The organism is Desulfovibrio sp. DV (assembly GCF_001936595.1).
GTDB lineage: Bacteria > Desulfobacterota > Desulfovibrionia > Desulfovibrionales > Desulfovibrionaceae > Solidesulfovibrio.
The window spans coordinates 1-25,621 of sequence record NZ_MLBG01000066.1 but is presented as its reverse complement, the minus strand read 5'-3'; the positions used below and the strand labels follow the sequence as shown (position 1 = coordinate 25,621).

Below are 25,621 nucleotides of genomic sequence, written 5' to 3'. Positions count from 1 at the left end.
GGGGTCCGGGGGGATCATCCCCCCGGTGGGTCCGGGCAAAGCCCCGGCCGCCGGAGGCGATTCCCGTTACCGTATCATCGCTCCCGCTTCTGCCGTACTCCGCCAGAGGTCGAAGGCGCGTTTGCCGTGCAGGTACAGGCGGATTTCCCGCACGGGGCCGGTCCCGAGCGCTTCGGCCATGACGCCAAGGGCCACAGGCGCGGCCAGTTCCACGGGATAGCCGTAGACGCCGGTGGAGATGGCCGGGAAGGCGATGGTGGAAAGGTCGTGTTCGACGGCCCGGGCAATGGACTGGGCATAGGCCGAGCGCAGGGTGTCGGGTTCGCCGTGGGAGCCGCCGTGCCAGATGGGGCCGACGGTGTGGATGACGTAGCGGGCGGTCAGGTCAAAGCCGGGGGTGATGACGGCCTCGCCGGCCGGCAGGTGGCCGATGTCGGCGATGATTTCCCGGCAGGCGGCCAGAAGCCTTGGGCCGGCGGCGCGGTGGATGGCTCCGTCCACGCCGCCGCCGCCAGCCAGGGCGGCGTTGGCGGCGTTGACGATGGCGTCGGCGTCGTCACGGGTTATGTCGCCTTCAATCAGGCGCAGGGTGCCGTGGCCGATGGCGTAGCTGGCGGTGTCGGGCATGGGGGCCTCCGAGGGCTGGCTAGGGAATGGCGGCGGTCGGACCCATGATGCAAAGGCCGGTTGTGGCCTCGGTAAAGGCGGCCTTGGCCGTGGCGGCCACATCGGCCGTGGTGACGGCATCGAGGGCGGCGGCGGTTTCCTCGATGGGGATGTGGCGGTTAAAGAGCAGGATATTGCGGGCCAGGCGCATCATGCGGTTTTCGGTGGATTCCGCGCCGAGGTAGAGCAGCCCTTTCAAGTGTTCGCGGGTGTGGTCGAGTTCTTCGGCGGCCACGGCTCCATCGGCCACGGCGGCCAGTTCGGCGGCCACGACGTCAAGGAGCTCGCCGGTGCGCTCGGGGTCCACGGCGGCCTGGATTTCCAGCAGCCCGGCATCGGACAGGCCGTTGACGCCGGCGTAGATGGAGTAGGCCAGCCCGCGTTTTTCGCGCACTTCCTGAAACAGCCGCGAGGACATGTTGCCGCCAAGGAGCGTGGCCAGCAGGGTATGAGCGAACCGGTCCGGGCTGGAATTGCCGACAGACGGAAAGGCCATGATGACGTGGTTTTGTTCCCAGTCGCGGCGAAGGGCGATTTTGGGCGGCGTATAGAGGCCGGCCGGATGGGCCGGGACGGCGGCCAGGGCGGACAGGCGGCCAAAGGCGGCGTCGGCCAGGTCGGTGAGCGCCGCATGGTCGATGGCTCCGGCAGCCACCACGGTGATGGCGTCGGGGCGGTAGTTGGCCCGTCGCCAGTCGGCCAGGGAGGCGGCTGTGGCGGCAGAGACCGAGGCCGGCGTGCCGGTGATGGAATGGGCCAGGGCCGGGTTGGCCCAGGCGGCGGCCCAGAAGTCCTCGTGGATCTTTTCCTCGGGCGTCTCCTCGACCATGGAAATTTCCTGAAGGATGACGGCCTGTTCGCGGCCGAGTTCCTCGGGGTCGATGAGCGCGTTGAGGACGATGTCGCTTAAGATGTCAAAAGCCCGGGACAGATGGGCGTCCATGACCCGGATATGGAAGCAGGTGGCCTCGCGGGAGGTGAAGGCATTGGACAGGCCGCCCAGGGTGTCGAGTTCCTTGGCAATGGTCAGGGCATCGCGCCGGGGGGTGCCCTTGAAGGCCATGTGCTCCATGAGATGGGCCATGCCTTCCTGTCCGGCCGCCTCGTGGCGGGAGCCGGCTTCGATCCAGATGCCAAGGCTTACGGTCTTGGACTGGGGCATGTGTTCGGTGACGACGCGCACGCCGTTTGGCAGGCGTGTGGCGCGGGAGTGGCTGTCGAATTCGGTGGTTTGGCGCATGGCCTGGGGCTACGGGTGTTTGGGCGCGGCGTCAAGGGCAGCGGCATATTTGCGATACAGGCCGCGCAGCTGATGGTAGGTCAGGCCCAAAAGCCCGGCCGCCTTGCGCTGGTTGCCGCCGGCCCGGGCCAGGGCGCTTGCGAGCAGGTCGGTTTCAAAAGCGGCGGTGGCTTCGGTCCAGGTGGGGGAGGGAGTCGATGTAAAAGAGAGAAGAGAAGATGCCTCCGGCGGCCGGGGGGATGATCCCCCCGGACCCCTGCACAGGGAGAAATGGGGGGGCGGGGCTGAAGGGCGCAATTCTGACAGGTGGCCGCTGCCGTGTGGTTCCTGCGATGCCTCCCGAACCGGGGAAAAAGGGGCGTGGGGGTGGGCGAAGGGGTCAAGGGTGATGTGGTCGATGCGCGGGCAGGGCGTTTGGAGAACGGCGCGCTCGATGACGGTCTTGAGTTCGCGGATGTTGCCCGGCCAGGGATGGGCGGCCAGGAGGGCCAGGGCGGCGGCGGTAAAGACAGGCGGCTCGGGCCGGCCGATCTCGGCGGCAAAGCGGGCGGCAAAGCGCTCGGCCAGATAGGCGACGTCGCCCTGGCGATTGCGCAGCGGCGGGGCGAACAGGACCGAAAAAGCCAGCCGGTCGAGCAGATCGGGCAGCAGCCGGCCGCGGCGCACGAGATCGCGGGGATCGACATTGACGGCGGCCACCACGCGCACGTTGACGCCAACCGGCAGGCTGGTGCCCACCCGCTCGATGACGCCGTATTCCACGGCGCGCAGCAGCTTGGCCTGGATGGAGACGGGCACGGTTTGCAGCTCATCGAGGAAGATCGTGCCGCCGTCGGCGACTTCGAACCGGCCCGGCCGGCGCTTGACCGCCCCGGTGAAGGCCCCGGCTTCGTGGCCGAAGAGTTCGGATTCAATAAGCGTGCGGGGCAGGGCGGCCAGATTGACGGGCACGTACGGCCCCTGCCAGCGCGGCGAGTGGTAGTGGATGCGGGCGGCGGCCAGTTCCTTGCCGGTGCCGCGTTCGCCGACGATGAGGGCCGGCCGGTCGACGGCGGCGGCCAGGGCCACGGCTTCCATGAATTCGAGGAAGGCATCGGACTGGCCCAGGGCTTCGGCCAGCCAGGGGGCGGCGGATGGCATGGTTTGTTTTACCTCTTTTGTGGCGAAAAATGGCATAAAATGGCGAATCCTGCAAGGTCAGTCTGGGCCGGTTCCGGCAACAGCCCGGAATGCTGCCGATTTTTCCCTGGCACGGTCCCTGCTTTAAGGGCCGCGAAGGCCGCAGCACCAACGCGGCACGGAGGAACGCCATGGGAATTTTCAGCCGCTTCAGAGACATCATCCACTCCAACATCAACGCCATGCTCGACAAGGCCGAAGAGCCGGAAAAGCTCATCCGGCTCATGATCCAGGAGATGGAGGAGACGCTGGTCGAGCTCAAGGCCGACTGCGCCCGCACCATGGCCCAGGCCGCCAAGATCGGCCGCGAACACGACGCCATGGCCGATCGGGCCGACCGCTGGGGCCAGAAGGCCGAACTGGCCGTGGACAAGGGCCGCGAAGATCTGGCCCGCGAGGCGCTGCTCGAAAAGCGCGACCTCGAAGCCCGGGCCGATGTCCTGGCCGGGGAACTGGCCGCCGTGGAAGGCATGGTCGCAGCCTGCCGCGAAGACATCGGCACCCTGGAAGAAAAGCTCGTCTCGGCCAAGGAACGCCAGCGCACCCTGCTTGCCCGCCACATGCGCGCCACCGGCAAGAAGCGGATGCGCGAAGATGTCTCCCGGGTCGATTCCTCCGACGCCCTGCGCCGCTTCGAGGAATTTGAAAACCGCATCGAACGCCTGGAAGCCGAGGCCGAACTGGCCGGTACCACATCGAGCCGCCGCCCGGCCGACGACGAGAGCCTGGACGCTCGCTTCGACCGCCTGGCCGCCGACGAAGACGTCGAACGCGAACTGGCCCGCATCAAGGCCAAGCGGACGGGGTCGGTGTAAAGGGAAGATGGAAGGCGGAAGGCGGAAGAGAGAAGACGAAGATGCCTCCGGCGGCCGGGGGGATGATCCCCCCGGACCCCTGCCCTTGGAGACGTTTTTCAAGCGGACGCCGCCATCCGGCCAGGGGGCGGCAATGACAAGGACGCAACGTGCTGGAACATACCATATATATCGGCCATCTGCCGGCCCTCGTCAAAGTGCTGCTGGTGGTCGTGGCCATCGTCGCCCTGCGCGAACTGCGCCGGCGCGACGACCGCAGCCGCAACGTCGATGACGCCGAGGCCCTGGCCGTCCTGGAAGACGTCAGGAAGACGCTCGTTCGGCTGGAAGAACGTATGGACAATCTGGAAACCCTGCTGCCGGGCACGTCCGGCAGCGCCGGCAACCAACACTCGCAGCCGGGCAATCCCGGCAGAAGGGGCGACCGATGAGACAGGACAAAATGACGGCTTCCGGTCGACGGCTCTTTCGTTCGCGCCGGGGCATGGCCCTTGGCGTGTGCCGGGGACTGGCCGAATACCTGGGCCTGCCGGTCCTGGTGGTGCGGGCCTTTATGGTGGTGCTGTTCGTGGTCAGCGGCTTTGTGGCGGTGCTCGGCTATCTGGCCTGCGGCCTCCTTCTGCGCCTGGAGCCCCTCGACGACGCCCCCTCGGGCTGGCTGCGCCGCGAGGCCGGCGGCATGTCGCGCCGGGCCAGCGACCTTGATGCCCGCATTGCCCGCATGGAGTCCCATGTGACCTCCCGCGAATACGATTTCGACCGTCGCCTGCGCCGCTCGTAGGGCGGCCGGGCCGCAGCGGGCTCTAGTTTGTGATCATAAACCCAGCGGATGGATTCGGCGAACAAATATCGGGAGGCGATATAGTGAAAAAAAGTACAAATCCGTATCGCCGTGCCCTTGTCAAACCGTGTGGCGCAACCAAGGGAACCGGTTTCAGAATGCGGTGTGTCGCTGGCGGCAGAGAATACGCTTGCTGTTGGTTTGAAAAAATACCAACATAGCCGAAATGGATGCAATCATTTTTCCGGTGTGAAGCCTGCAATAGAGTAGCATCACTCTGTTCATGGAAAGATATGGAGCTGAAAGGCTCCATAATATTGCAACAGTATATGGGAAATAATTACACAGTAAACTAACCCTTGCGTCCGAACCATGGTGTTGCTAGGAAATTTTATCCCAATAAGGCCACCCCTGCCGCGAGGCAGGTCCGGAAAGCCACGGGTCTCGGAGGATGTTGCCGAGATAGCCGGGCCGCTGGGCAACACCGAGGGGGACGTGATGCGGCTTTCCATATCGGCCAAGGTCCTGGCGTTGGTCATTGCTTCTATCGTTGCCACTGTGGCCATCATCCAGTGCGTCGCCTTCACCAGCGTCCGCAACGGATACGAGGCCATCACCGGCCAGGCTGTCCGCAGTTATCTTAATGTCTTTAACAGACAGATTAGTGACTACAAGGAAACTTATTTGGATATGGCCCGCACCCAGGCGACGCGGCCAAACATCATCGACGGCGTCCTGGCCGGCAATGGCACCCGATTGCGCGAACTCGGCCAGGTGGTCATGGCCTCCGGCAAGGTCGATCTGGTCGTGTTTACCGATGCCAAGGCCAATGTCGTGACCCGGGCCCACTCGGACAAGGCCGGCGACAACATCGGCAACCAGGAAGGCGTCAAGCGCGCTCTGGCCGGAGATACCGTCTGCCTGTTCGAGCCCGGCAACACCGTGGGCTTTTCCATCCGCGCCTACGCCCCGATCAAAAAGGACGGCAGCGTCGTCGGCGTGGTCGTCATCGGCCAGGATGTTTCCAAAAACACCGCCCTGGTCGACAGCGCCAAAAAAGACCTCGGGGCCGAGGCCACGATATTTTACGGCGACACCCGCGTTTCCACCTCCCTCGAAGTCAATGGCCAGCGGGCCGTCGGCACCAGACTCGACAATCCGGCCATCATCAGCGCCGTGTTGCAGCAGGGCAAAACCTTTCTCGGCGACAACCGGATTCTCGGCCGCGAGTACCGCACGGCCTATGAACCGCTTAAAAACGGCGACCAGATCGTCGGCATGGTCTTTATCGGCACGGATATCTCCGAGGCCCTGGCCACGCGCGACGCCATCATCCTGAAGATCGGCCTGGCCGGTCTGGCCGGGACACTCTTTTTTGCAGCCCTGGCCTGGCTGTTCGCCCGTCTGCTGACCAAGCCCTTGCTGGCCTGCATGGAGTTCGCCCGGGCCGTGGCCAGGGGGGAAACCGACCGGACCCTTGACGTTTCGAGCCAGGACGAGACCGGTGTTCTGGCCAAGGCCCTGGCGGCCATGGCCGCCGACATCAACTGCCGCATGGACGAGGTGGCCAAGGCCAAGGAAATGGCCGAGGCCGAGGCCCGGCGCGCCCGGGAAGAGACGGCCAAGGCCGACGAAGCCTGCCGCATGGCCGAAAACGCCAAGGTCGAAGGGATGCTCCACGCCGCCGGGCGCATCGAGGGCGTGGTGGAAGTGGTCACCGCCGCTTCGGAACAGCTCGCTGCCCAGGTCGAGCAGTCGAGCCGGGGGGCCGAGGACCAGTCCAAGCAGGTGGCCGAGGCCGCCAGTTCCATGGACCAGCTCAATTCCACCGTGCTTGAAGTGGCCAAAAACGCCTCGCAGGCCGCCGATTCCGCCGATGCCGCCAGAGCCAAGGCCGAGGAGGGCGCGGCCGTGGTCGAGGCCGTGGTCAAGGGCATTGTCGCCGTGGCCGATCAGGCCCGTTCGCTCAAGGAAGACATGGGCGCGCTTGGCCGCAAGGCCGAGGGCATCGGGGCCATCATGGAGGTCATTTCCGACATCGCCGACCAGACCAACCTGCTGGCCTTGAATGCCGCCATCGAGGCCGCCCGGGCCGGCGAGGCCGGACGCGGCTTTGCCGTTGTGGCCGATGAGGTGCGGAAACTGGCCGAAAAAACCATGACCGCCACCAAGGAAGTCGGCGCGGCCATCAAGGGCATCCAGGACGGCACCCAGCAAAACGTGGCCGGCTTTGACAAAGCCGTGCAAAATGTCGAAGCAGCCACCGATATGGCCCGCCGCTCCGGAGAGGCTCTTTCCGCCATCGTCGGACTTGTCGATGCCGTGGCCGATCAGGTACGCTCCATCGCCACCGCCGCCGAAGAGCAGTCCGCCGCTGCCGAGGAAATCGGCCGCACCGTGGACCGCATCAACCGGATTTCCGGCGAAACCGCCCAGGTCATGCACCAGTCATCCTCGGCTGTGGAGAATCTGGCCGGCCAGGCCAAAGCCCTGCACGGACTCGTGCTTGACATGCAACGTGAGGGGTCGGGAAAGGCGATAGCCTGATCCCGCCCCGGAGAACAAACACATGATGGGACTGCTTTCCTCCCTGGTTGTGGCCGGGGCCGTCCTGATCGGACTGGTCATCCTGGGCGTCATCTTCCTGCTTGGCGTCCGTCTGGTGCGGCCGGGGGCTACGGCCCCGCGCGGCGGCGATCCCGATGAGGCCCAGCTGCTCCAGGAAATCCACCGCAGCCTGGGGCGCCTGGAAAGCCGCGTCGAAACCCTGGAAACCCTCGTTCTCGAATCCCGAAACAAGGGGAACGGGCCATGCGACACATAAGCGAGCTGGATTTCCGCAATCTCTACCGCTCCCGCACCGGGGCCATCCTGGGCGTGTGCAAGGGGCTGGCCGCCTTTCTCGACGTGCCGGTCTACGCCGTGCGCCTGGGCGTCGTGGTACTCACGCTTTTTACCGGCATCTGGCCCATGCTCGCCGCCTACCTGATCGCCGGGTTTGTCATCAAACCCGAGCCGGTGCTGGCCCCGGATTCCGAGGAGGAACGCGCTTTTTACGACGACTACGTGGCCTCGCGCAAAAACGCCCTGGCCCGGGTCAAACGCCGCTTCGAGAGCCTCGATCGCCGGGTGCGCCGCCTGGAAGACCACGTCACCTCCCGCGAATACGATTTCGACCGCCGCCTGCACCGGCCCTGACCCGGGCAGGCCACGCAAAAAAGCCGGGCGCAGGGATTATCCCCGCGCCCGGCTTTGTCGTTTAATCGCGTTGCCGGCTACCAGCGTCCAGGCATAACCGCCAGCCAGCTCTCCGGAATATGGCCCCGGAAATCCTTGCCCACCTGCCACAGCTTGGTCAGCCGGCCCTCGATGACGATGGAGCGGGGCTTGGGGCGCAGCGACCGATAGTGCCTGGGCACCTGGAAGCGGTTGTTTTTTGACAGCACCACGTCGAGCTCGGCCTCCCGGTCGCGCACAACCAGAGCCTCGGGAAAGAAAACCGTCTTTTTCAGGCGCTGCGACAGGGCCGTAAAAAGGGCCGCATGGATCATGCTGAACGGTTCTGCCGTGTGCCGCGACGTGGGAGCCGGCACGTTCTCGTTGCCGACAAAGGCCACCGGCCCGTCCGGCAACCCGGCATACAGGGCCGGATCGCGGGCATCGGCAATGCGCATCTCGCCAATGCCAAGCGAGGCAAAGAGATCGGCCGTGCGGCCGCCGATCTCGGTATCGAGCTCCACGCCGTACAGCTGCGTGACCGCAACCCCGTTGCGCTTGGCCTGAAACCAGGCCGCCGCCAGAATAATGCCGCTGCCCGTGCCGAGATCCAGGCCCAGAAACGGGTCCTGCACCATGTCCGGCGGCAACGGCCGGTTGGCCACCGACCGGAAAATATGGGCCGTGCGCGGCAAATCCGTCAACATCCGCAGCGGATAGGCGCTGTACTCGCCAGCCAGGGGCAATACCTTGCCCGTGGTGTCCCCCCCCGGCCACAACTCGTAGAACTGGGCCAGCAGATCGCTTATTTCTCCAAGCGGGACGGCGTGGTCCTGGGAACCGGGATACAGGCAGGCATGGAAATATTTGAGCAGGAAACTCAGGATGTCGGCATCGGCCATGGGCACGGCCGGACTGGCCAGGCGCTCGAAATCCCCCCGCAACGAGCCGGTGCGATACAGTTCCCGGGCAATGACAGTTTCCCGACGGTCGCCGGACGGGAAAACCTTTCGCGCTAAAGCAGGCGCAGCGTCAAACGGTCGCGACATGGGCGCTCCTTCCTTGGATGATCGTTCAAGCGCCGGCGGAAAAAATCACCGGGTCGGCGTAACCCTTGCAGAATTAGTGCCGTCGTCACCTTCGGGATGGTTGAGGCCTGTCGCCAAAACAGGTACACGACCCGCGTGCTTACCCATACCTTTCTGCATCTCCCCGGCCTTGGCCCCTCCACCGAACGCCGCCTCTGGGACGCCGGTTTCCTCACCTGGGACGACTTCTTAAATGCCCCGCAGCCGCCCCTGGCCTCCAGCAAAGTTCCCTTGTGGCGGGAGGAACTGCTCGCTTCCAAAGAGCGCCTGGAAGCCGGCGACGCCGACTGGTTCGCCACCCGCCTGCCCCCGGCCGAAACCTGGCGGCTCTTCTTCGATTTTCGCGACCACCTCGCCTGCGTCGATATCGAAACCGACGGCACACCCCAAAACGAAGTCACTGCCGTGGCCCTCTACGACGGCATACATACCGCCCGGACCTACGCCCACGGCAAAAATCTCTACGACTTCAACGACGCCATCACCGCCAGCAAGGTGCTCGTCACCTTCAACGGCCGCTGCTTCGACGCGCCCATCCTCACCTCGCACCTCGGCGCGAAACTCCCCAAGGCCCACATCGACCTGCGAAACGTCCTGTGCGGCATCGGCGTCAAAGGCGGCCTCAAAAAATGCGAGGAACGCTACGGCGTCGATCGCGGCGACCTGGCCGGAGCCGACGGCTATCTGGCCGTGCTCCTGTGGCGCGAATACTCCCGCCACGGCAAACCCGCCGTCCTCGAAACCCTGCTCGCCTACAATGCCGCCGATGTCCTGGCCCTGCCCGTCCTGCTGGCCCACGCCATAAACGAACGCCTGAGCCAGACCCCCTTCGCCCACCTGTATACCCAGCCCATCCCCGCCCCCGGAGAAAACCCCCACGCCCCGGACCCCGACGTGCTGCGCCGCGTCTGGCACGAACGCCGCCCGGGCTCCGGCTGGGGCCGGTAGAGCCCCGCCCGCACCCTGCTGTTCTCCCCGTTAGCCGCTTCATTTTGCCGGCAGTGCTTTTAGCTCAAACAACATAAGGCTGTTTGGGAGTGGGCCACGGCCCGGGGCTGTCGGGAGAGGGTGGGCCTTGACAAATGTTCTACATAGAACTATCCGTCCCCCCATGCCAACCGATCATGTCGTGTCGCTCATCAGTCGGGTCCGGGAGAAGGCCAATGCCCTTATCGTCGCACAACTCGAGCGGCGGGGGCATCCCGATCTGGCCCCGTCCCATGGGGCGATCCTGGCCACGCTGTACGCCTGCGGCCCGGTTCCCATGGGCGTGTTGGCCAAGAGCATCGACCGGAAAAATAACACCCTGACCGTGCTGGTCAGGAAGCTGGAAAGCGCGGGCTATGTGTGCCGTCAGGCCGCTCCGTCCGATTCCCGGGTGGCCCTGATCGCCCTGACCCCCAAAGGCGAGGGGTTTCGCAAGGATTTTCAGGAAATCTCGGACACGCTCCTGGCCGCTGTCTGGGGAACCATGGAAGACACGTCCAAAGAGGCCCTTGTTGCCGGGTTGGAGCGTGTGTTGGCCAACCTGGGCTAATTTTTTTGCCAAAATAGTTCTATATAGAACAAATAACAGGAGGAGCGTGCCAGCGCAGTTGCCGCAGGACATGGCTTGGCCGCGCCGGAAGCGGTCCATCGGATGTGGTTGGAAATTGCTGTAGCAAAACGTGCTCAAACACGGGCATCTGGTTTGGTCCAGTGTCCAGAAAAGGGGAAGACTATGGAAAAGGCTCAAACGAATTACAAGGTCGCGTCATTTGCGGGAGTGGAGACGGCTGGAAGAATGACATTCAAGGACATGCTGGATCTTTCCGGATCGGAACTGTCGGTCAATGCCTTGCCGGCAGGCGTCAGCGTTCCCTTCACGCACTGGCACAAGCGAAATGAAGAGGTGTATGTCATCCTCAGTGGAAAGGGGCAGTTTTACGTGGATGGCGAAGAATTTGCGGTCGCCCAGGGCAGCGTCATCCGCGTCAGCCCGGCTGGGGAGCGATGCCTGAAGGCCGATGCGACCAGCCCCTTGCTGTATCTTTGCATACAGACCGAGGCAAACAGCCTCGTGCAGGCCACTGAAAACGACGGCGTCCTCGCGGCTTCCAAGCCTTCGTGGCTGTAGTCGGCCCACCTGTGGCTTCGCCCCGCGATGCAGAGGCATTGCGGGGCGTTTGTCATGGCTCGGGCAGGAGCCGGACTTGCTGTCAACGATCCCGGCCGAACTTCTCGAACTCGGCAAACGCACTGCGTTTGGCTTTGTTCTTGGCCTTGATGTCATCGAGGATGGAGTGGCTGAGGTCGGCGGCGTCCACGGGCTTGACTTTGGTTTGGGAGATGGGGCCGGAGTTGAGAAATTGCCCGCCGATGTCGGCCAGATCGTTGACCGTGAGGCGGCCGCCGGGGTGTTGGGGGGGCGGTGGCGGCACGAAGGGATCGGGGCTGGCTGGCGTGTGGTCGATGGCAGGGCCGGGCTGGGCAGACGGCGGTGCGGCGGTCAGGGGTGGGTCGTGGCTGACGGCTTGTCGCAGCAGGCGCAGCTCGGCCAAAATCTCGTTTTGGACTTCGAGGATTTTGAGCAGGATGGTTTCCATGGGCCGGCTCTAGCACGGCTTATGGGGGTGGTAAAGGGTGTGCGGCTTAGGGTTTGGTGAGGGCTGCGAGGTTGGGGCCAAGGGAGGCCAGGGTGGCGCCGGCCAGCAGTTTTGCGCCGTAGGGGGTCAGGTGGACGCCGTCTTTGGTGCGGGTGGTGCGCGGGCCGTCGGGTGTGGGCATGGCCGGGGTGTAGCGCCCGGCGGCGTCGGCCAGGGTGCGGGAGACGTCGATGAAGCGGGTGCCGGGCAGGGTGGCCAGTTCCCGGGCGATGACCGTGTTTATGGCGGCCACGTCGGCATTGAGTTTGGGATCGCCCATGACCGGCGCACCGATCCAGTGGATGCGGGCGGCCGGGTTGGCCAGGCGGGCCAGTTCCACAAGGCGGCGGACGCGGCGGGCGTATTCGGCGTCCCAGCCGGGGCGGCCGAAGGCCACTTTGGAGCCGTCGGGCCGGGTAAGGGTCTGGTTGTCGTTGGTGGCGATCATGACGATGACGGTATCGGGCCGGTGGGTGGCGGCCAGGGCGGCCATTTCGCGTTCCCAGTTAAAGAAATCGGGCCGGGCCAGGCCGCTTGAGACTTTGCCGCGCGAGGCAAAGGCGGTCTGGGGCCGGTGGGCGAGCAGCGGACGCAGGGCGTCGGCCAGAAAAAGCGACAGGGAATCGCCGGCCACGAGGATGCTTTTGCCGGGTGCGGATGGAGTTGTCGCGGCCTGGGCCGGCGGCGGGGGCGTTTGGGGCGACAGAGTTTTGACAACCGGCGCGGCTGGCTCTGGCGCTGGTGGCGGTGCGACCGGCGTTTGGGCAGCGGCCAGACGCTGGGGGGCCGGGGCAGGCTCGGGGTCGGCCAGGCGCACGAGGCGAAGCGGTGCGGCCAGGGAGCCGAGGCGAACGGTGCGGTGGATGGCCACGGGGCCGTGCAAAGGGTGTCTGGCGGTTTTATCCACGGGCAGGCGCACGGCATAGGGCGAGACCGCGGCGCGCAGGGCGGCGTTATCCGTGGCCGGCGTGGCCGTGCCTTCGGGCCGGCCGAGGCTGGCGGCCAGGGTGTGCAGGCTGTCTTGGGGGCCGGTCGGCGGGGCCAGTCCGGGATGGGTCAGGCCCGGCGCGGCAATGAGCAGGGCCGAGGCCAGGGCCAGGGCCAGGGCCGGGCGGCGGATGGGGGAAGCGGGGGAAACATGGGGCATGGCAGCGGCCTTGGGTTTGTCCGGCGCGGACTCTCCGGCCGGGGGCAACCACGAGAGAGCAAGGTCCGGGCCGAAATTCAAATTGGCTCAACATACCGGGATGTAGCGAAAAAATGTGGGGAGGCGGGCGTCAGAGGGCCGACGGTGTGGCTGGCGGCTGCCAAGCCGGTTGCCTTTTGGCGGCGGCAAAGCTAGCTTGCGCGTCACTTCCGGGAGGTCGCCGAGAGCCGCGATGAACATTACCAGCTTTGAATTCGCCTTGTTTTTTGCCGTCATCTTGCCGCTCAACTGGCTTTTGCGGTCGCGGGCCGGAGCCTATCGGCTGTTTCTGCTGTTGGCCTCCTACATCTTCTACGCCTCCTTTAACGCCAAATTCCTGCTGATCCTGCTGGTTTTCAGCTTTCTGACCTGGTTTTTCGCCGTGGTCTTTGCCGAAACCTCCGATGCCCGGTTCAGGCGGTTCTGTCTTGTCCTCTATGTGGCCTTTTCCTTGGGAATGCTGATTTTCTTCAAGTATTACGAGATGCTTTACATCTCGGCTGACTGGCTGTTCCGGGTGCTGTCCGTAAAAAGTCCGGTGCCGCTGCTTGATGTCATCATGCCCATCGGCATCTCCTTTTTCACCTTCCAGGGCATGTCCTACGCCATCGACGTCTACCGGGACCCGGCCAAGGTGGAGCGCAGTCTGGTCGAGGTGTTCTGCTTCATCTCCTTTTTCCCGACCATCCTGTCCGGTCCGATCCTGCGGGCCGGCAGTTTTCTGCCCCAGCTCAAAAAGGAGCGGGTCTCCCAGGTGGATTTCACTCGGGCTTTTTACCTGCTGACCCGGGGCCTCATTAAAAAGATCATCATTTCAAGCTACCTGTCCGAGCATATCGTGCGGGTGACCTTTGGTGCGCCCGAGGGCTACAGTTCGGCTGCGGTGCTGGTCGGCATCCTGTCCTACGCCACGCAGATCTATTGCGACTTTTCCGGCTATTCCGATCTGGCCCAGGGTGTGGGCCTGCTCATGGGCTTTGACATACCGGACAACTTCAATGCGCCGTACACGAGCCTGAGCCTGCGCGACTTCTGGCGGCGCTGGCACATCACCTTTTCCACCTGGCTGCGAGACTACCTCTATATTTCCCTTGGCGGCAACCGCAAAGGGACGGTGCGCAAGTACTTAAACCTGGTGGCCACCATGGCCCTTGGCGGCTTGTGGCACGGGGCGGCCTACAACTTCCTGGTCTGGGGATTCATCCACGGTTTCGGGCTGGTCGGGGCGCACATGGTGGGAGAGTTCCGGTCCGCGCGGCTGGCGGCCCGGGAAGCGGGACGCCGGGAAGCCCTGGAAGCGGCCGGCGGACTGCCCGAACCGGCGTCCGGCCCGGGGGTGGGCAGCGCGCTGTGGAATGCGGCCTGCTGGGCGGTCACCTTTGCCTATGTCAATGTGGCCTGGGTGTTTTTCGGGGCCGAGGACGCCGGCAAGGCCGTAGACATTTTGCGCCGGGTTGCGGCCTTTGATCCTGACGGCGCGACGTTTCGGCCCACCTGCCTGATTCTCGTGGCCGTGGTGCTCGTGGTGCAGCTGCTGCATCTGACCGGTCGGGATTTCTTCCGCAAGAGCTTTGAATGGTTGCCTTTCCCGGCCCAGGGCCTGGCTCTTGGGGTGGCGGCGGCCTGCATCCTCAAGCTCGGCCCGGACGGCGTTTTGCCGTTCATTTATTTCCAATTCTAGTTTTTTCCAGTTTTTTCCGAGCACTGCAAGAATTTGGTATTCTTCTTGTAAGCGTACTCCCGTTCTGCTATGGTGGAAACCCAGGATGGGAACGCAGCATTGGCGGCTTCGTCCAAAGGTAAGTGCCCGATTTCGTTGGGGAACGAGTCTTTAGGAGGCTTGGGCACAGGACCGGACGCGGCGTTTAGGGACGTCTGCTGTTTGAGAATCTCATACCATCCAGGGTCGCGTTTCTTACATTATCATGCTGTTTCCGGGGCGTTGGCGTGCGATGGGGGTCGCAGCGCGGCGGGCCGGGCCGGCGATGAGGTGTCGATTATGCGAAACCCGAGTCAGGTCCTCCTCCTGGCCGTTTTAATGGTCTCCCTGATCCTTCCTCCCGGTCTGCCCGTTGCGGGCGCGGCCAAGGTCGATCCGGCAGCCCCGGCCGTCAAACGCATCCTGCTCGTGGGCGATTCGTTGTCCATCGGTCTTGGCAAGCAGCTCGAAACCGCTTTTGCCGGCCAGGCCTCGGCGCGTTTTGCCTATCTGGGCAAGGTGTCGAGCGGGCTGGCCAATCCGGCCTTTTTCGACTGGGAGGCCCAACTGGCCGCCCAGGTGGCCAGCCATCATCCCGATGTGGTCCTGATCATGCTCGGCGCCAACGACGACAAGCCCCTGCCGACCGGCCAGGGCCGCACTGCGGCTTTCGGCACCAAGGCCTGGGAAGGGCAGTATGCCAAACGCATTGCCCGGCTCCACGGCATTGCCCGGTCGCTCAATCCCTCTGCCGCCGTCTATCTGATCGGCGTGCCGGTCATGGGCGACGCGGCCTTTAACGCCTCCATGGATCGGGTCAACGCCGTCCTGGCCGCTACGGCCGCCAGCCTCCCCGATTGTTCCTATATTGATGTGCGCGACGTGCTGGCCGATGCCCGGGGAGCCTATGCCCCGGTGGCCAAAACCCCGTCCGGCGCGGTGGTGAAGCTTCGGGCCGACGACGGGGTGCATATCTCCGGGGCCGGTTCGCGCCTGCTGGCCGCCCGGCTGATCGAGACCATTGCCGTGCCTGCCGGCCTGTCCCAGGGCGCGCTTTTGGCCTCCATCGACAATCGCGATCTGACCCCGGTGGCCCGCGCCGCCCAGGCCCCGGTCAGCGTGGCCGAACTGGGCCGCCCGGCTGTCCCGACCCTGGCTCCCGCTGCCCCGGTTGTGGCTGGTCCGGCCACTGTGGCCGCAGCCGAAGCCGTGGCCCCCAAGCCGGCCAGACCGGTCCCGGCAGTGGCGGCCGTTGCCCCGAAAACCACCGATCTGCCGGCCGTCCCGCCGGTTGCTCCCGCCTCTCCGGCCCGGCCGCAGGCCGTGGCCCTGGCGGCCAGACCGGCCCCTGCGGGCCCTGCGGCCGTTGCCCCGGCCCCGTCTGCCGCGGCCTATACCGTGGCCGACGGCGACACGGTCTGGTCCGTGGCCAAGCGGCTGGGCGTGTCACCCGACGCCCTGGTTGCGGCCAATCCCGGCCTTGATCCCCGGCGGCTGTCCATCGGCCAGCGTCTGGCTGCGCCGGCCGGCGCGGACGGGAGCCTTGTGGCCCAGGCCCGGCCGCGTCCGGCGGCCCAGGCAACGACGGCCCGGGCCCACACCGTGGCCGAAGGCGACAACTTCTGGTCGGTTGCCCGCCAGCACGGCGTCACTGTGGCCGCACTGACCCAAGCCAATCCCGGCGTCGATCCGACCCGGCTGCGCATCGGCCAGGGACTGGCCCTGCCGGTCATTTCCCAGGCTGCGGCCCGTCCGGCTGCCTCGGGCAAGCCCCATGCCGAGGCGGCGACCCAGGCCGGTGCCGGCTATGTGGTGGCTGACGGCGACAATTTCTGGACCATTGCCCGGCGCCTCGGCGTGGACGCAAGCGAACTGACCCGGCTCAACGCCGGCCTCGACCCCCTGCATCTCAAGCCCGGCCAGATGCTGGCCGTGCCGGAAAACGCCCGGGCCGAGGCCCTGCGCGCTCCGGCCGCCCCGGCTGCCGGCGAGGCGCGGGCTGTGAGCGACGCGGGCCTGTACCCCGTGGCTCCGGGCGATACCCTGTGTGCCTTGTCGCGCCGTTTCGGCGTGTCCCTGGAAGCCATGCTGGCCCTCAACGGCGAGGTCGATCCGGTGCGCCTGAAGGTGGGCCAGCTCGTCACCGTGCCGACGGATGGTTCGGTCGTCACCTCGGAACTGCTTGTCTTCCCGGTTTCCGCCGGCGATTCCCTGTGGAGCATCGCCCGGCGCTTCGACATCAGCGTCGAGGCCCTGGCTGCGGCCAATCCCGGCGTCGATCCCCTGCATCTGCGCGAAGGCCAGACCTTGCGGGTGCCGTCGTCCCTGGCTGCCGTGGCTGCCTCGGGCGCGCCGAAAAAGGAAGCTGTTTCGGCGCCGTCCGCTGCCGTGCCCGCGCCGGCTGAAGCCCAGTCCGTGCCGGGTGTTCCCTCGGCCGGTCCGGCCCATGCCCCGGCCCGCCAGCACGTCATCTCCCAGGGCGACACGATCTGGGAAATGGCCCGGATGTACGGCTTAAGCGCCCAGCGCATCCTGGCTGAAAACGCTGATCTGGATCCGGTCCGGTTGCGGATCGGGCAGGTTGTGCAACTGCCGGTGGGCGTCGCCGCCATGGCCGCCCGGTAGGCCATGGCCTGCCGGCCCTTGACCGAGGGGCGCGGTATGGGTAGATCACGAAAGAAGGTTGCTTGAGCCCTTGTAGAGGATGCGTACAGTCAGCGAACCCGTCAGCGGGAGGACGAGATGGGCAACTCCTATGGGAACGGGATGGGTGCCGCTGCTTCTTTTTCAATTGTTTCCAAAACGTTGGACAATATGAACACCATCAGCTCCTCTTTGGCCGCCAGTGAATCCGCTCCCATTGACAAGCAGACTGTGGGTGCGGCGGTTGTCAGCAAGACCTTGGATGCCCTCAATGCCGACACAGGCACCTCATCTGCATCGGCGTCCAAGGACATGAGCCAAACCTACCAACTTTCCAAGGACGTGCTCGGGGCCTACACCTCGGGTATCGGTTCCCTGACCGACGCCAACGGGTAGGCTGGCCGTCCCGGCCCGTTGCGGCCAGAGGCCGGGCGTTCCGGGCGACGGCAACAAGCCCCGGCTTCGGGCTGTGGGGCGTGGTCAGGCTTTTGTCCCTGACCTGAGGCCGGGCGGGCGTTTCTGTGCCCTGGCCCGGGGCCGTGGGCCGCGCTGGCCTGGCGGTCCGGGTATGGCCAACATGCGTTCAGGTGACCCCGCGTTTGGGGCGGGATGGGTTTTCCTGCGATAAAGACAGGGGCGATGCTCCTGTTTTCGTCTTTTTTACGGAGTGATCGTGCGCAAACTGCTTCGAGTCGATATCACGGCTGCCGGCGGCGAGCTGGCGGAACGGGTGGAAGCCTGGCTCTCGGACCGGGCCGCCCAGGGGTGGGAAGAGGACGCAGCCGACGACGGCGCCAGTGTGCGGTTTCGCGTCCACCTGGAAGACGCGCCCCCGGCCCGGGAGTTTGCCGAAGAGGCGGCCCGGGACTGGCCGGATTTGCCCATAGCGGTGTCCACCATCGAGGAAGAGGACTGGGGCGCAGCCTGGATGGCCTTTTTTACGCCCATCGAGATCGGCGGCGTCTATGAGATCCTGCCGCCCTGGATGGCCGACCACGACACCGGCAGCCGCCGGCCCATCCTGATTGAACCCAAGATGGCCTTCGGCACCGGCCACCATCCGACCACCGCCCTTTGCCTGGAGGCCTTTGCCACGGCTCACCAGGCCGGATGGCTGACGCCGGACATGCGTTTTCTCGATCTCGGCACCGGTTCCGGCATCCTCGGCATCGGCCTGTGCCGCCTGGGCCTGACCGGCCTTGGCGTCGACATCGACCCCCAGGCCGTATGGTGCGCCGCTGACAATGTCCGGTTAAACGGCGTGGAAGACGGCATGAGCCTGGCTGTCGGCGGGGTGGGCTGTCTGGCCGAGGACAGCCGCTATGCGGTGGTGGCCGCCAATATCCTGGCCGCACCGCTTATCGCCATGGCCCCGCGCATTGTTTCCCACGTGGCCGAGGGCGGGATGCTGGTTTTGTCCGGCATCCTGGAAACCCAGGCCGACGCCGTCACCGCCGCCTACCGCGCCGCCGGGCTGCCCGAACCCGAGCGCCGGGTGTCCGGGGAATGGGCGTCGCTGACTTGGCGATGATTTACATTCCCTGCAAACGGGTTTATTGAGGCGCTTTCCACGTTTGAAATCCTAAACCACCTCAAACCGTCTTCAAGGCACAAGCCATGCACCTGAAAAAACGTGTTCTCGTCACCGGCGGCGCCGGCTTCCTCGGCTCGCACCTGTGCGAACGCCTGCTCGACCGGGGTTGCGACGTCCTCTGCCTGGACAACTATTTCACCGGGGCCAAGCAGAACGTCCTGCATCTCCTCGATAATCCGCATTTCGAGTTGCTGCGCCACGACGTCACCTTCCCGCTTTATGTGGAAGTCGACGAGATCTACAATCTGGCCTGCCCGGCTTCGCCCATCCACTACCAGCACGATCCGGTGCAGACCACCAAGACCAGCGTGCATGGGGCCATCAACATGCTCGGCCTGGCCAAGCGGTTGCGGGCCAAGATCATGCAGGCCTCGACCTCCGAGGTCTACGGCGATCCGTCGGTCCATCCGCAGCCGGAGTCCTATTGGGGCAACGTCAACACCATCGGCTTCCGCTCCTGCTACGACGAAGGCAAGCGCTGCGCCGAGACCCTTTTCTTCGACTACCGCCGCCAGCACAACCTGCGCATCAAGGTGGCCCGTATTTTCAACACCTACGGACCCCGGATGCACCCCAACGACGGTCGGGTGGTCTCCAACTTCATCATCCAGGCCCTTCGCGGCGAACCCCTGACCGTGTACGGCCAGGGCCAGCAGACCCGTTCGTTCTGCTACGTCGACGACCTGATCGAGGCTTTCCTGCGCCTCATGGATACGCCTGACGACTTCACCGGCCCGGTCAACACCGGCAACCCGGGCGAGTTCACCATCCTGGAGCTGGCCAAGCTGGTCATCGAATACACCGGCTCCAAGTCGGTCATCGAGTATCGGCCCCTGCCGACCGACGACCCCAAGCAGCGCCGCCCGGACATCACCCTGGCCAAGGCCAAGCTCGGTTGGGAGCCCAAGATCCCCCTGGCTGAGGGCCTGAAAAAGACCATTGAGTACTTCGACCAATTCCTGCGCCAGCAGTAAGCTGCCGCCGGCGGACCGTTTCATGACGCATGACGAGCACAGCCGCTCCGCCCCCGGGCGGAGCGGCAAAATATCCCTTGTGGTTCCCGTGTACAACGAGGGCCAGGGGCTTTATGCCCTGCGCGACAGCATCACGTCCGTCATGGACGCCACGGCCTATGACTGGGACTGCATCCTGGTCGACGACGGCAGCCGCGACGGTTCCTGGGGCATCATCGAGGAACTGTCTGCAGCCGACCCGCGCTACAAGGGCCTGATGTTTTCCCGCAACTTCGGCAAGGAAATGGCCCTGACCGCCGGCGTCGAACACGCCGCCGACGCCGACGCCGTGGTCTGCCTCGACGCCGATCTGCAGCATCCGCCGGAAATCATCCCGGAATTGTTGGCCAAGTGGGAGGAGGGCTACGACATCGTGGCCACCATCCGCGAAAAGGTCGCGGACTATTCCCTGGTCAAAAAAGTCGGCTCCAGTGCCTTTTACTGGTTCATGAGCCGGTTTACCGACCTCGATTTGCCGCCCAATTCCACCGATTTCCGCCTGCTCGACCGCAAGGTCGTGGAGACGCTGTCCAAATTCACCGAAGGCTCGCGCATGTTTCGCGGCCTGATCGACTGGATGGGCTACAAAAAGACCTACATCTCTTTTTGCGCCCCGGCCCGCAGCCAGGGCGAGCCGGCCTATTCCGTCAAAAAGCTCTTTGATCTGGCCATAAACAGCTTCACCTCCTTTTCGCTCGTGCCGCTGCGCCTGGCCGGCTATCTGGGCCTGTTGATCATGACGGTCACCGTGCCGGTCCTCGGGCTTATGGTCCTGGCCAACTGGTTTTTCGGGGCCAACATCACGACCCTGGCCTTTTTCACCGTCTTCAATACGCTCCTGATCGGCATCGTGCTGTGCGCCCTGGGCATGATGTCGCTCTACATCGGCCATATCCACACCGAGGTGGTCAACCGGCCCCTCTATATCGTGCGCTCCCGCGCCGGAACCTGGGATAAGACGCAGTGAGTTCTGACGCGCCGCTTTTTTCCATCATCATTCCGTTCAAGGCCCCTGGTCCCTACCTCAACGAGAGCCTGCCCCATCTGCTGGCCCTGGCCGAGACGGATTTCGAGATCATTCTCGTGCCCGACGACGCCATGGACGTGGCGGCCCTGACCGCCGATCCCCGGGTGCGGGCCCTGGCCTCCGGGCCGGTGTCGCCGGCGGTCAAGCGCGATATGGGCTCGGCCTCGGCCCTGGGGACCTATCTGGCCTTTATTGACGACGACGCCTATCCCGACCGGGGCTGGCTGTCCGTGGCCCGGGCCGTGTTCGAGGCTTCGCCCGAGGTGTCGGCCGTGGGCGGCCCGGCCGAGACCCCGCCGGACGATCCGTTCTGGGCCAGGGCGTCAGGCGCGGTCTTTCTAAGCCGCCTGACCGGCTTTCCCGAACGCTACCGGCCAACACCGCCGCGCCGGTTTGTGGATGACTGGCCAACGGTCAACCTGATCGTGCGCCGCGACGCCTTTTTTGCCGTGGGCGGCTTCGACACCGCCTGCTGGCCCGGCGAGGACACCAAGTTCTGCCTGGACCTCGTCCACAAAAAGGGCGGGCGCATCCTCTATCTGCCCGAGCTTTTCGTCTGGCACCACCGCCGGCCGGGACTGGCCAAGCATCTGCGCCAGGTCGGCAACTACGGCCTGCACCGGGGCCATTTCGTGCGGGTGCATCCCGAAACCTCGCGCCGTCCCTGCTATTTCGCTCCGGCCGCCTGGGTGCTCTTTCTGGCCGTGGCCCTGGCCTACGGCTTTTTCCTGGTGGCCGACGGCGTCTCGCCCGCCCCGGTCCTGGGGACCTTGCTCGGCCTGGGCTTTGGCGCCTATGGCCTGTTTCTCCTGGCTGTTTTTCTCGAACTCCGGCTGCTGCGCCAGGAAGCCCCGGCCGTGGCCCTGGCCGCCATTCCCTATGTGGCCCTTACCCATATCTGGTACGGCCTGCGCTTTCTCTATGGCCTCACCCGCAAAACGCTGACCAGCTCCCTTGGCAGGTAATATGAAGATTTCCGTGGCCTATCCGCCGCTTTCCTCGGAAAAAGGAACGCCGCTTTTAACGCAGAATCGCCAGTTCCAGTGGTTCACCAACCCCACCTACATCTATCCCATGGTGCCGGCCTATGCCGCGAGCCTCTTGGCCGCGCGCGGCCACGACGTCTCCTTTGACGACGGCATTGCGGATGAGAAGCGCTACGACGATTTCATGCGCGAACTCGTCGCCAAAGCCCCGGATCTGGTGGCCATGGAGACCAAGACGCCGGTGGTGTCGCGCCACTGGAAGATCGTGGCCGAGTTGAAAAAGGCCCTGCCCAATACCGTCGTGGTGCTCATGGGCGACCACGTCACGGCCCTGCCGCGGGAATCCATGGAAAATTCCCCCGTGGACTTCGTCATCTGCGGCGGCGACTTTGATTTCATCCTGGCCGATCTGGCCGACCATCTGGCCGGCAAGCTGGCCGAGATGCCGGCCGGCGTGTGGCGGCGCGAGGGCGGCGAGATCGTCGACGGCGGCGTGGGGAACCTCACCCACAACCTCGACGAACTGCCGTACATCGACCGCAAGCTGACCAAGTGGGAACGCTACGCCTATAAAAACGGCAACTTCAAGTACACGCCCGGCACTTACGTCATGGCCGGCCGCGACTGCTGGTGGGGACGCTGCACCTTTTGTAGCTGGACCACGCTTTTCCCGGGCAAGACCTACCGCACGGTCTCGCCGGCCCGCCATGTGGCCGAGATCGAGCATCTGGTCAACGACCTGGGCGTGCGCGAAATATTTGACGACTCGGGCTGCTTCCCGCGCGGGGCCTGGCTTGAGGAATTCTGCCATCTGCTCATTGCCAAAGGCCTCCATAAAAAGGTCGTCCTTGGCTGCAACATGCGGGTTGGCGAGCTGACCCAGGACCAGTGGCATCTCCTTAAAAAGGCCAATTTCCGCTTCATCCTGATCGGCCTTGAGTCCATGTCCCAGGACACGCTCAATCGCCTGAAAAAGGGCATCCAGGTTTCCCAGATCGAGGAGACCATGCGCATGGCCAAAAAGGCCGGTCTCGAGCCGCATATCACCACCATGGTCGGCTATCCCTGGGAGTCGCGCGAGGACGCCCGGCGCACGATCGATTTCGCCAAATCACTTTTTTCGCGCGGGCTGCTCAACACCCTGCAGGCCACCATCGTGGTCCCCTATCCCGGCACGCCGCTCTTTGAAGAAGCCAGGCAAAACGGCTGGTTGACCACCGAGAACTGGGACGACTACGACATGCGCATGTCGGTCTGGAAAAGTCCGATCTCCAATGCCGACGTGTTGCAATTTAAAGATGAGTTGTATAAAGCCGCCCTGTCGCCGGCATTTATCATCCGCAAGATCATGAGTATCCGCGACCTCGACGACATAAAATTCCTGGCTCGGGCCGCCTCCAAGCTGCTCGGCCATCTGCTCAACAAAAGTCGCGCCAAGGGGTGCGATTGCAAGTAAGCCCGCAACAAGCCGCCTGCATATTGCCATGACCACCATGCCCACTTTATTCGCCGGCCCTGGCCGCCGCCATCCCTCCCGTTGCCTGCGTCCGGCAGGGGGGCGCTAGCGTATGGTGCGCGTCTCCGTGGTGGTCACCACGAAAAACGAAGCCGCCAACATCGGCCACTGTCTGGCCTCGGTGGCGGCCCAGGATTTCCCCGGCGAGGCCCTGGAAATCATCGTGGTGGACAACGGCTCCACCGACGACACCAAAGCCATTGCCCGCACGTTTACCGATCTGGTCTTCGACCAGGGACCGGAACGCTCGGCCCAGCGCAACTATGGGATGCTCGACGTGGCCACGGGCGACTATGTCATGTTTCTTGACGCGGACATGATCCTGTCGCGTACCGTTGTCCGCCGCTGCGTGGAGTTGCTCGACGCCGCCGGGCACGTGGCCCTGCATATTCCCGAAATCGTTCTTGGCGCGGATTATTTTCCGTCGGTTCGCCGCTTTGAACGCAGCTTCTACGACGGCACCGTCATCGACGGTGTGCGCATCATAGCCAAGCACGCTTTTGCCGCCGTCGGCGGCTTCGACACCTCCCTGACCGGCCCGGAGGACTGGGATCTGGATAAAAAGCTCAAAGGCATCGGAACCATCGGCCTCCTGTCGCGCTACGATTTCGACGCGGTGGACGCCTATGTTTCCCATCTGCCCCGGGAGGGATTTCTCGACGCGCTCACCGGCTTCGAGAACCGCAGCGGGCTTGACGTGCCGCTTTTGTTCCACAACGAAGCCGCTTTCCACCTCGGCCGCTACCTGAAAAAGAAGACGTATTACACAGGCAGCGCCGAGGCCTACATCGCCAAATGGACCAGGGAAGACCCGGATATTGCCCGCCAATACGGTGCGGTCTACCGGTTTTTTGGCGTCTTTATTGAACAAGGCCGCTACCGAAGGCTCCTGTCCCATCCGGGCAAGGCTTTCGGCATGTATTTCCTGCGTTTCCTCGTGGGCGCACTGTTTCTGGCCAGAAGAACACGCCAGGCCCCAAGCGCGTAAGCCGCCCCCGATACTCGCACCCAACCCGCCAACAGGAGTAGATCCCCGTGGCAGTCGCCATCGTTACCGGCTCGGCCGGCCTGATCGGTTCCGAGACCGTGAAATTTTTCTGTGACAAGGGCTTCGACGTCGTCGGCATCGACAACAATTTCCGCAAGACCTTTTTCGGCGAAGACGCCTCCACCGAGTGGAACAAGCAGCGTCTGGAAGCCGCCCACAAAAACTACACCCACTACGACGCCGACATCCGCGATCATGACGGCATCGCCAAGATCTATGGCCGCTACGGCAAAGACGTCAAAGCCGTCATCCATTGCGCCGCCCAGCCCTCCCATGACTGGGCCGCCTCCGACCCCTACATGGACTTCACCGTCAATGCCAACGGCACCCTGGTGATGCTCGAAAACTACCGCCAGAACTGCCCCGAGGCGGTCTTTATCTTCACCTCCACCAACAAGGTCTACGGCGACACGCCCAACTACCTGCCCCTGGTGGAACTGGAAACCCGTTGGGAAATCGATCCGTCCCACATCTACAATGACGGCATCGACGAGACCATGTCCATCGACCACACCAAGCACAGCCTCTTTGGCGCGTCCAAAGTGGCCGCCGACGTGCTGGTCCAGGAATACGGCCGCTATTTCGGCCTCAAGACCGGCGTTTTCCGCGGCGGCTGCCTGACCGGCCCGTCCCACTCCGGCACGCGCCTGCACGGCTTTCTGTCCTACCTCATGCGCTGCTGCATCTCGGGGAAAAAGTATTTCATCTACGGCTACAAGGGCAAGCAGGTCCGGGACAACATCCACTCCCACGATCTGGTCAACAGCCTGTGGCACTACTTCGAGAAGCCGCGCATCGGCGAAGTCTACAACATGGGCGGCGGCCGCTACTCCAACTGCTCCATGCTCGAAGCCATTGCCATGTGCGAGGAAATCTCGGGCAAAAAGCTCAACTACGAGTACGACGAGACCAACCGCATCGGCGACCATATCTGGTGGGTCAGCGGGCTTAAAAAGTTCGAACAGCACTACCCGACCTGGAAGATGGCCTATACCGTGCCGACCATCCTGCAGGAAATCTATGACGTCCAGAAAGATGTCATGGAAACAGCATAGCGTAGGGAAAGAGTAGAGTAGAGAAAAAGAGAAGATGCCTCCGGCGGCCGGGGGGATGATCCCCCCGGACCCCTGCAAAGGGGAATGGCTGGCGGGAGGCGGAGTGGCTTTTCAGTGGCGGGGCTGCGACCGAAGCGGTCGCAGCCCCGCCATTTCTGGTTGATCAACCAGCGGTGATCGACGTATCCCCCCTTTAAGAATTTTTTGGGAAGGTGGGGGTCCCGGGGGAGGAAACCTTTTTTGGC

At 64.4% G+C, this 25,621-nt stretch carries 25 protein-coding genes and 1 riboswitch; of the genes, 19 read left to right on the top strand and 6 right to left on the bottom strand.

Annotation, left to right across the window (positions count from 1 at the left end):
- Window positions 1-66: 66 nt before the first annotated feature.
- Genes DVDV_RS14230 through DVDV_RS14220 form a run of 3 tightly spaced genes read right to left on the bottom strand, consistent with a single transcriptional unit; the run spans window position 67 to window position 3,046 of the window.
- Window positions 67-627, bottom strand: coding sequence for an O-acetyl-ADP-ribose deacetylase (locus DVDV_RS14230; protein ID WP_075355303.1), 561 nt, complete (start codon window positions 625-627; stop codon window positions 67-69).
- Between the two features lie 19 nt (window positions 628-646).
- Window positions 647-1,906: a pitrilysin family protein gene (locus tag DVDV_RS14225; protein WP_075355302.1), complete on the bottom strand. Its 1,260-nt coding sequence runs from the start codon at window positions 1,904-1,906 to the stop codon at window positions 647-649.
- Window positions 1,907-1,915: 9 nt separating this feature from the next.
- The gene (locus DVDV_RS14220; protein ID WP_075355305.1) at window positions 1,916-3,046 is read right to left on the bottom strand and encodes a sigma 54-interacting transcriptional regulator; all 1,131 of its coding nucleotides are present in this window, start codon (window positions 3,044-3,046) and stop codon (window positions 1,916-1,918) included.
- A 170-nt stretch (window positions 3,047-3,216) separates the two neighbouring features.
- On the opposite strand from DVDV_RS14220, the gene pspA reads away from it, so the two are divergent.
- The 6 genes from pspA to pspC all read left to right on the top strand — a co-directional run bounded on the left by pspA (window position 3,217) and on the right by pspC (window position 7,879).
- Entirely contained in the window at window positions 3,217-3,900 is a 684-nt protein-coding gene (gene pspA, locus DVDV_RS14215; RefSeq protein WP_075355301.1) for a phage shock protein PspA, read from the top strand.
- Window positions 3,901-4,049: 149 nt separating this feature from the next.
- Entirely contained in the window at window positions 4,050-4,331 is a 282-nt protein-coding gene (locus DVDV_RS14210; RefSeq protein WP_075355300.1) for a hypothetical protein, read from the top strand.
- Window positions 4,328-4,681 (top strand): PspC domain-containing protein, encoded by a 354-nt coding sequence (locus DVDV_RS14205; protein ID WP_254845387.1) that lies wholly within the window; start codon window positions 4,328-4,330, stop codon window positions 4,679-4,681. The genes DVDV_RS14210 and DVDV_RS14205 overlap by 4 nt, the downstream gene beginning before the upstream one ends.
- Window positions 4,682-5,075: 394 nt before the next feature.
- Window positions 5,076-5,160: riboswitch (cyclic di-GMP riboswitch) on the top strand.
- A 19-nt stretch (window positions 5,161-5,179) separates the two neighbouring features.
- Window positions 5,180-7,228: a methyl-accepting chemotaxis protein gene (locus tag DVDV_RS14200; RefSeq protein WP_075355299.1), complete on the top strand. Its 2,049-nt coding sequence runs from the start codon at window positions 5,180-5,182 to the stop codon at window positions 7,226-7,228.
- 22 nt (window positions 7,229-7,250) lie between these two features.
- Window positions 7,251-7,505, top strand: a complete 255-nt coding sequence (locus DVDV_RS14195) for an envelope stress response membrane protein PspB (protein ID WP_075355298.1) — start codon at window positions 7,251-7,253, stop codon at window positions 7,503-7,505.
- On the top strand, window positions 7,493-7,879 hold the full coding sequence (pspC, locus tag DVDV_RS14190; protein WP_075355297.1) for an envelope stress response membrane protein PspC: 387 nt from the start codon (window positions 7,493-7,495) through the stop codon (window positions 7,877-7,879). Before DVDV_RS14195 ends, pspC begins: the two co-directional genes overlap by 13 nt.
- Window positions 7,880-7,956: 77 nt before the next feature.
- Here pspC and DVDV_RS14185 read toward each other — a convergent pair whose 3' ends face one another.
- The gene (locus DVDV_RS14185) at window positions 7,957-8,946 is read right to left on the bottom strand and encodes a hypothetical protein (RefSeq protein ID WP_075355296.1); all 990 of its coding nucleotides are present in this window, start codon (window positions 8,944-8,946) and stop codon (window positions 7,957-7,959) included.
- A gap of 135 nt (window positions 8,947-9,081) precedes the next feature.
- Between DVDV_RS14185 and DVDV_RS14180 the strand changes: the two genes are divergently transcribed.
- From DVDV_RS14180 to DVDV_RS14170, 3 genes are all read left to right on the top strand, one after another.
- On the top strand, window positions 9,082-9,933 hold the full coding sequence (locus DVDV_RS14180) for a ribonuclease H-like domain-containing protein (protein WP_075355295.1): 852 nt from the start codon (window positions 9,082-9,084) through the stop codon (window positions 9,931-9,933).
- A gap of 163 nt (window positions 9,934-10,096) precedes the next feature.
- Window positions 10,097-10,522: a MarR family winged helix-turn-helix transcriptional regulator gene (locus tag DVDV_RS14175; protein WP_075355294.1), complete on the top strand. Its 426-nt coding sequence runs from the start codon at window positions 10,097-10,099 to the stop codon at window positions 10,520-10,522.
- 183 nt (window positions 10,523-10,705) lie between these two features.
- Window positions 10,706-11,101: a cupin domain-containing protein gene (locus DVDV_RS14170; protein WP_075355293.1), complete on the top strand. Its 396-nt coding sequence runs from the start codon at window positions 10,706-10,708 to the stop codon at window positions 11,099-11,101.
- A gap of 82 nt (window positions 11,102-11,183) precedes the next feature.
- On the opposite strand, the gene DVDV_RS14165 is transcribed toward DVDV_RS14170, so the two are convergent.
- The gene (locus DVDV_RS14165) at window positions 11,184-11,570 is read right to left on the bottom strand and encodes a hypothetical protein (protein ID WP_075355292.1); all 387 of its coding nucleotides are present in this window, start codon (window positions 11,568-11,570) and stop codon (window positions 11,184-11,186) included.
- A 46-nt stretch (window positions 11,571-11,616) separates the two neighbouring features.
- Entirely contained in the window at window positions 11,617-12,756 is a 1,140-nt protein-coding gene (locus DVDV_RS14160) for a DUF459 domain-containing protein (protein ID WP_075355291.1), read from the bottom strand.
- A 232-nt stretch (window positions 12,757-12,988) separates the two neighbouring features.
- Here DVDV_RS14160 and DVDV_RS14155 point away from each other — a divergent pair, with 232 nt between their 5' ends.
- The 10 genes from DVDV_RS14155 (at window position 12,989) to DVDV_RS14110 (ending at window position 25,376) form a co-directional block, all read left to right on the top strand.
- Window positions 12,989-14,476 (top strand): MBOAT family protein, encoded by a 1,488-nt coding sequence (locus DVDV_RS14155; protein ID WP_075355290.1) that lies wholly within the window; start codon window positions 12,989-12,991, stop codon window positions 14,474-14,476.
- 318 nt (window positions 14,477-14,794) lie between these two features.
- Window positions 14,795-17,119, top strand: coding sequence for a DUF459 domain-containing protein (locus tag DVDV_RS14150; protein ID WP_075355289.1), 2,325 nt, complete (start codon window positions 14,795-14,797; stop codon window positions 17,117-17,119).
- Between the two features lie 117 nt (window positions 17,120-17,236).
- A complete protein-coding gene (locus DVDV_RS14145; protein WP_075355288.1) occupies window positions 17,237-17,533 on the top strand; it encodes a hypothetical protein in 297 nt (98 codons plus the stop codon).
- 277 nt (window positions 17,534-17,810) lie between these two features.
- Window positions 17,811-18,668 (top strand): 50S ribosomal protein L11 methyltransferase, encoded by an 858-nt coding sequence (locus tag DVDV_RS14140; protein ID WP_075355287.1) that lies wholly within the window; start codon window positions 17,811-17,813, stop codon window positions 18,666-18,668.
- An 86-nt stretch (window positions 18,669-18,754) separates the two neighbouring features.
- A complete protein-coding gene (locus tag DVDV_RS14135) occupies window positions 18,755-19,705 on the top strand; it encodes a UDP-glucuronic acid decarboxylase family protein (RefSeq protein ID WP_075355286.1) in 951 nt (316 codons plus the stop codon).
- 22 nt (window positions 19,706-19,727) lie between these two features.
- Window positions 19,728-20,711, top strand: coding sequence for a glycosyltransferase family 2 protein (locus DVDV_RS14130; protein WP_075355285.1), 984 nt, complete (start codon window positions 19,728-19,730; stop codon window positions 20,709-20,711).
- Window positions 20,708-21,736, top strand: a complete 1,029-nt coding sequence (locus DVDV_RS14125) for a glycosyltransferase (protein ID WP_075355284.1) — start codon at window positions 20,708-20,710, stop codon at window positions 21,734-21,736. The genes DVDV_RS14130 and DVDV_RS14125 overlap by 4 nt, the downstream gene beginning before the upstream one ends.
- 1 nt (window position 21,737) lies before the next feature.
- A complete protein-coding gene (locus DVDV_RS14120) occupies window positions 21,738-23,213 on the top strand; it encodes a radical SAM protein (RefSeq protein ID WP_075355283.1) in 1,476 nt (491 codons plus the stop codon).
- A gap of 112 nt (window positions 23,214-23,325) precedes the next feature.
- The gene (locus tag DVDV_RS14115; RefSeq protein WP_075355282.1) at window positions 23,326-24,261 is read left to right on the top strand and encodes a glycosyltransferase family 2 protein; all 936 of its coding nucleotides are present in this window, start codon (window positions 23,326-23,328) and stop codon (window positions 24,259-24,261) included.
- 47 nt (window positions 24,262-24,308) lie between these two features.
- A complete protein-coding gene (locus DVDV_RS14110; RefSeq protein ID WP_075355281.1) occupies window positions 24,309-25,376 on the top strand; it encodes an NAD-dependent epimerase/dehydratase family protein in 1,068 nt (355 codons plus the stop codon).
- Window positions 25,377-25,621 lie beyond the last annotated feature (245 nt).

What these genes read in the sequence shown, in the direction of transcription:
- DVDV_RS14195 (WP_075355298.1), top strand. Translation starts at nt 7,251, where the DNA reads ATGATGGGACTGCTTTCCTCCCTGGTTGTGGCCGGGGCCGTCCTGATC.
- DVDV_RS14165 (WP_075355292.1), bottom strand. Translation starts at nt 11,570, where the DNA reads ATGGAAACCATCCTGCTCAAAATCCTCGAAGTCCAAAACGAGATTTTG.
- DVDV_RS14220 (WP_075355305.1), bottom strand. Translation starts at nt 3,046, where the DNA reads ATGCCATCCGCCGCCCCCTGGCTGGCCGAAGCCCTGGGCCAGTCCGAT.
- DVDV_RS14205 (WP_254845387.1), top strand. Translation starts at nt 4,328, where the DNA reads ATGAGACAGGACAAAATGACGGCTTCCGGTCGACGGCTCTTTCGTTCG.
- DVDV_RS14160 (WP_075355291.1), bottom strand. Translation starts at nt 12,756, where the DNA reads ATGCCCCATGTTTCCCCCGCTTCCCCCATCCGCCGCCCGGCCCTGGCC.
- DVDV_RS14200 (WP_075355299.1), top strand. Translation starts at nt 5,180, where the DNA reads ATGCGGCTTTCCATATCGGCCAAGGTCCTGGCGTTGGTCATTGCTTCT.
- DVDV_RS14120 (WP_075355283.1), top strand. Translation starts at nt 21,738, where the DNA reads ATGAAGATTTCCGTGGCCTATCCGCCGCTTTCCTCGGAAAAAGGAACG.
- DVDV_RS14115 (WP_075355282.1), top strand. Translation starts at nt 23,326, where the DNA reads ATGGTGCGCGTCTCCGTGGTGGTCACCACGAAAAACGAAGCCGCCAAC.
- DVDV_RS14130 (WP_075355285.1), top strand. Translation starts at nt 19,728, where the DNA reads ATGACGCATGACGAGCACAGCCGCTCCGCCCCCGGGCGGAGCGGCAAA.
- DVDV_RS14225 (WP_075355302.1), bottom strand. Translation starts at nt 1,906, where the DNA reads ATGCGCCAAACCACCGAATTCGACAGCCACTCCCGCGCCACACGCCTG.
- DVDV_RS14135 (WP_075355286.1), top strand. Translation starts at nt 18,755, where the DNA reads ATGCACCTGAAAAAACGTGTTCTCGTCACCGGCGGCGCCGGCTTCCTC.
- DVDV_RS14150 (WP_075355289.1), top strand. Translation starts at nt 14,795, where the DNA reads ATGCGAAACCCGAGTCAGGTCCTCCTCCTGGCCGTTTTAATGGTCTCC.
- DVDV_RS14230 (WP_075355303.1), bottom strand. Translation starts at nt 627, where the DNA reads ATGCCCGACACCGCCAGCTACGCCATCGGCCACGGCACCCTGCGCCTG.
- DVDV_RS14185 (WP_075355296.1), bottom strand. Translation starts at nt 8,946, where the DNA reads ATGTCGCGACCGTTTGACGCTGCGCCTGCTTTAGCGCGAAAGGTTTTC.
- DVDV_RS14145 (WP_075355288.1), top strand. Translation starts at nt 17,237, where the DNA reads ATGGGCAACTCCTATGGGAACGGGATGGGTGCCGCTGCTTCTTTTTCA.
- DVDV_RS14175 (WP_075355294.1), top strand. Translation starts at nt 10,097, where the DNA reads ATGCCAACCGATCATGTCGTGTCGCTCATCAGTCGGGTCCGGGAGAAG.
- DVDV_RS14155 (WP_075355290.1), top strand. Translation starts at nt 12,989, where the DNA reads ATGAACATTACCAGCTTTGAATTCGCCTTGTTTTTTGCCGTCATCTTG.
- DVDV_RS14170 (WP_075355293.1), top strand. Translation starts at nt 10,706, where the DNA reads ATGGAAAAGGCTCAAACGAATTACAAGGTCGCGTCATTTGCGGGAGTG.
- pspA (WP_075355301.1), top strand. Translation starts at nt 3,217, where the DNA reads ATGGGAATTTTCAGCCGCTTCAGAGACATCATCCACTCCAACATCAAC.
- pspC (WP_075355297.1), top strand. Translation starts at nt 7,493, where the DNA reads ATGCGACACATAAGCGAGCTGGATTTCCGCAATCTCTACCGCTCCCGC.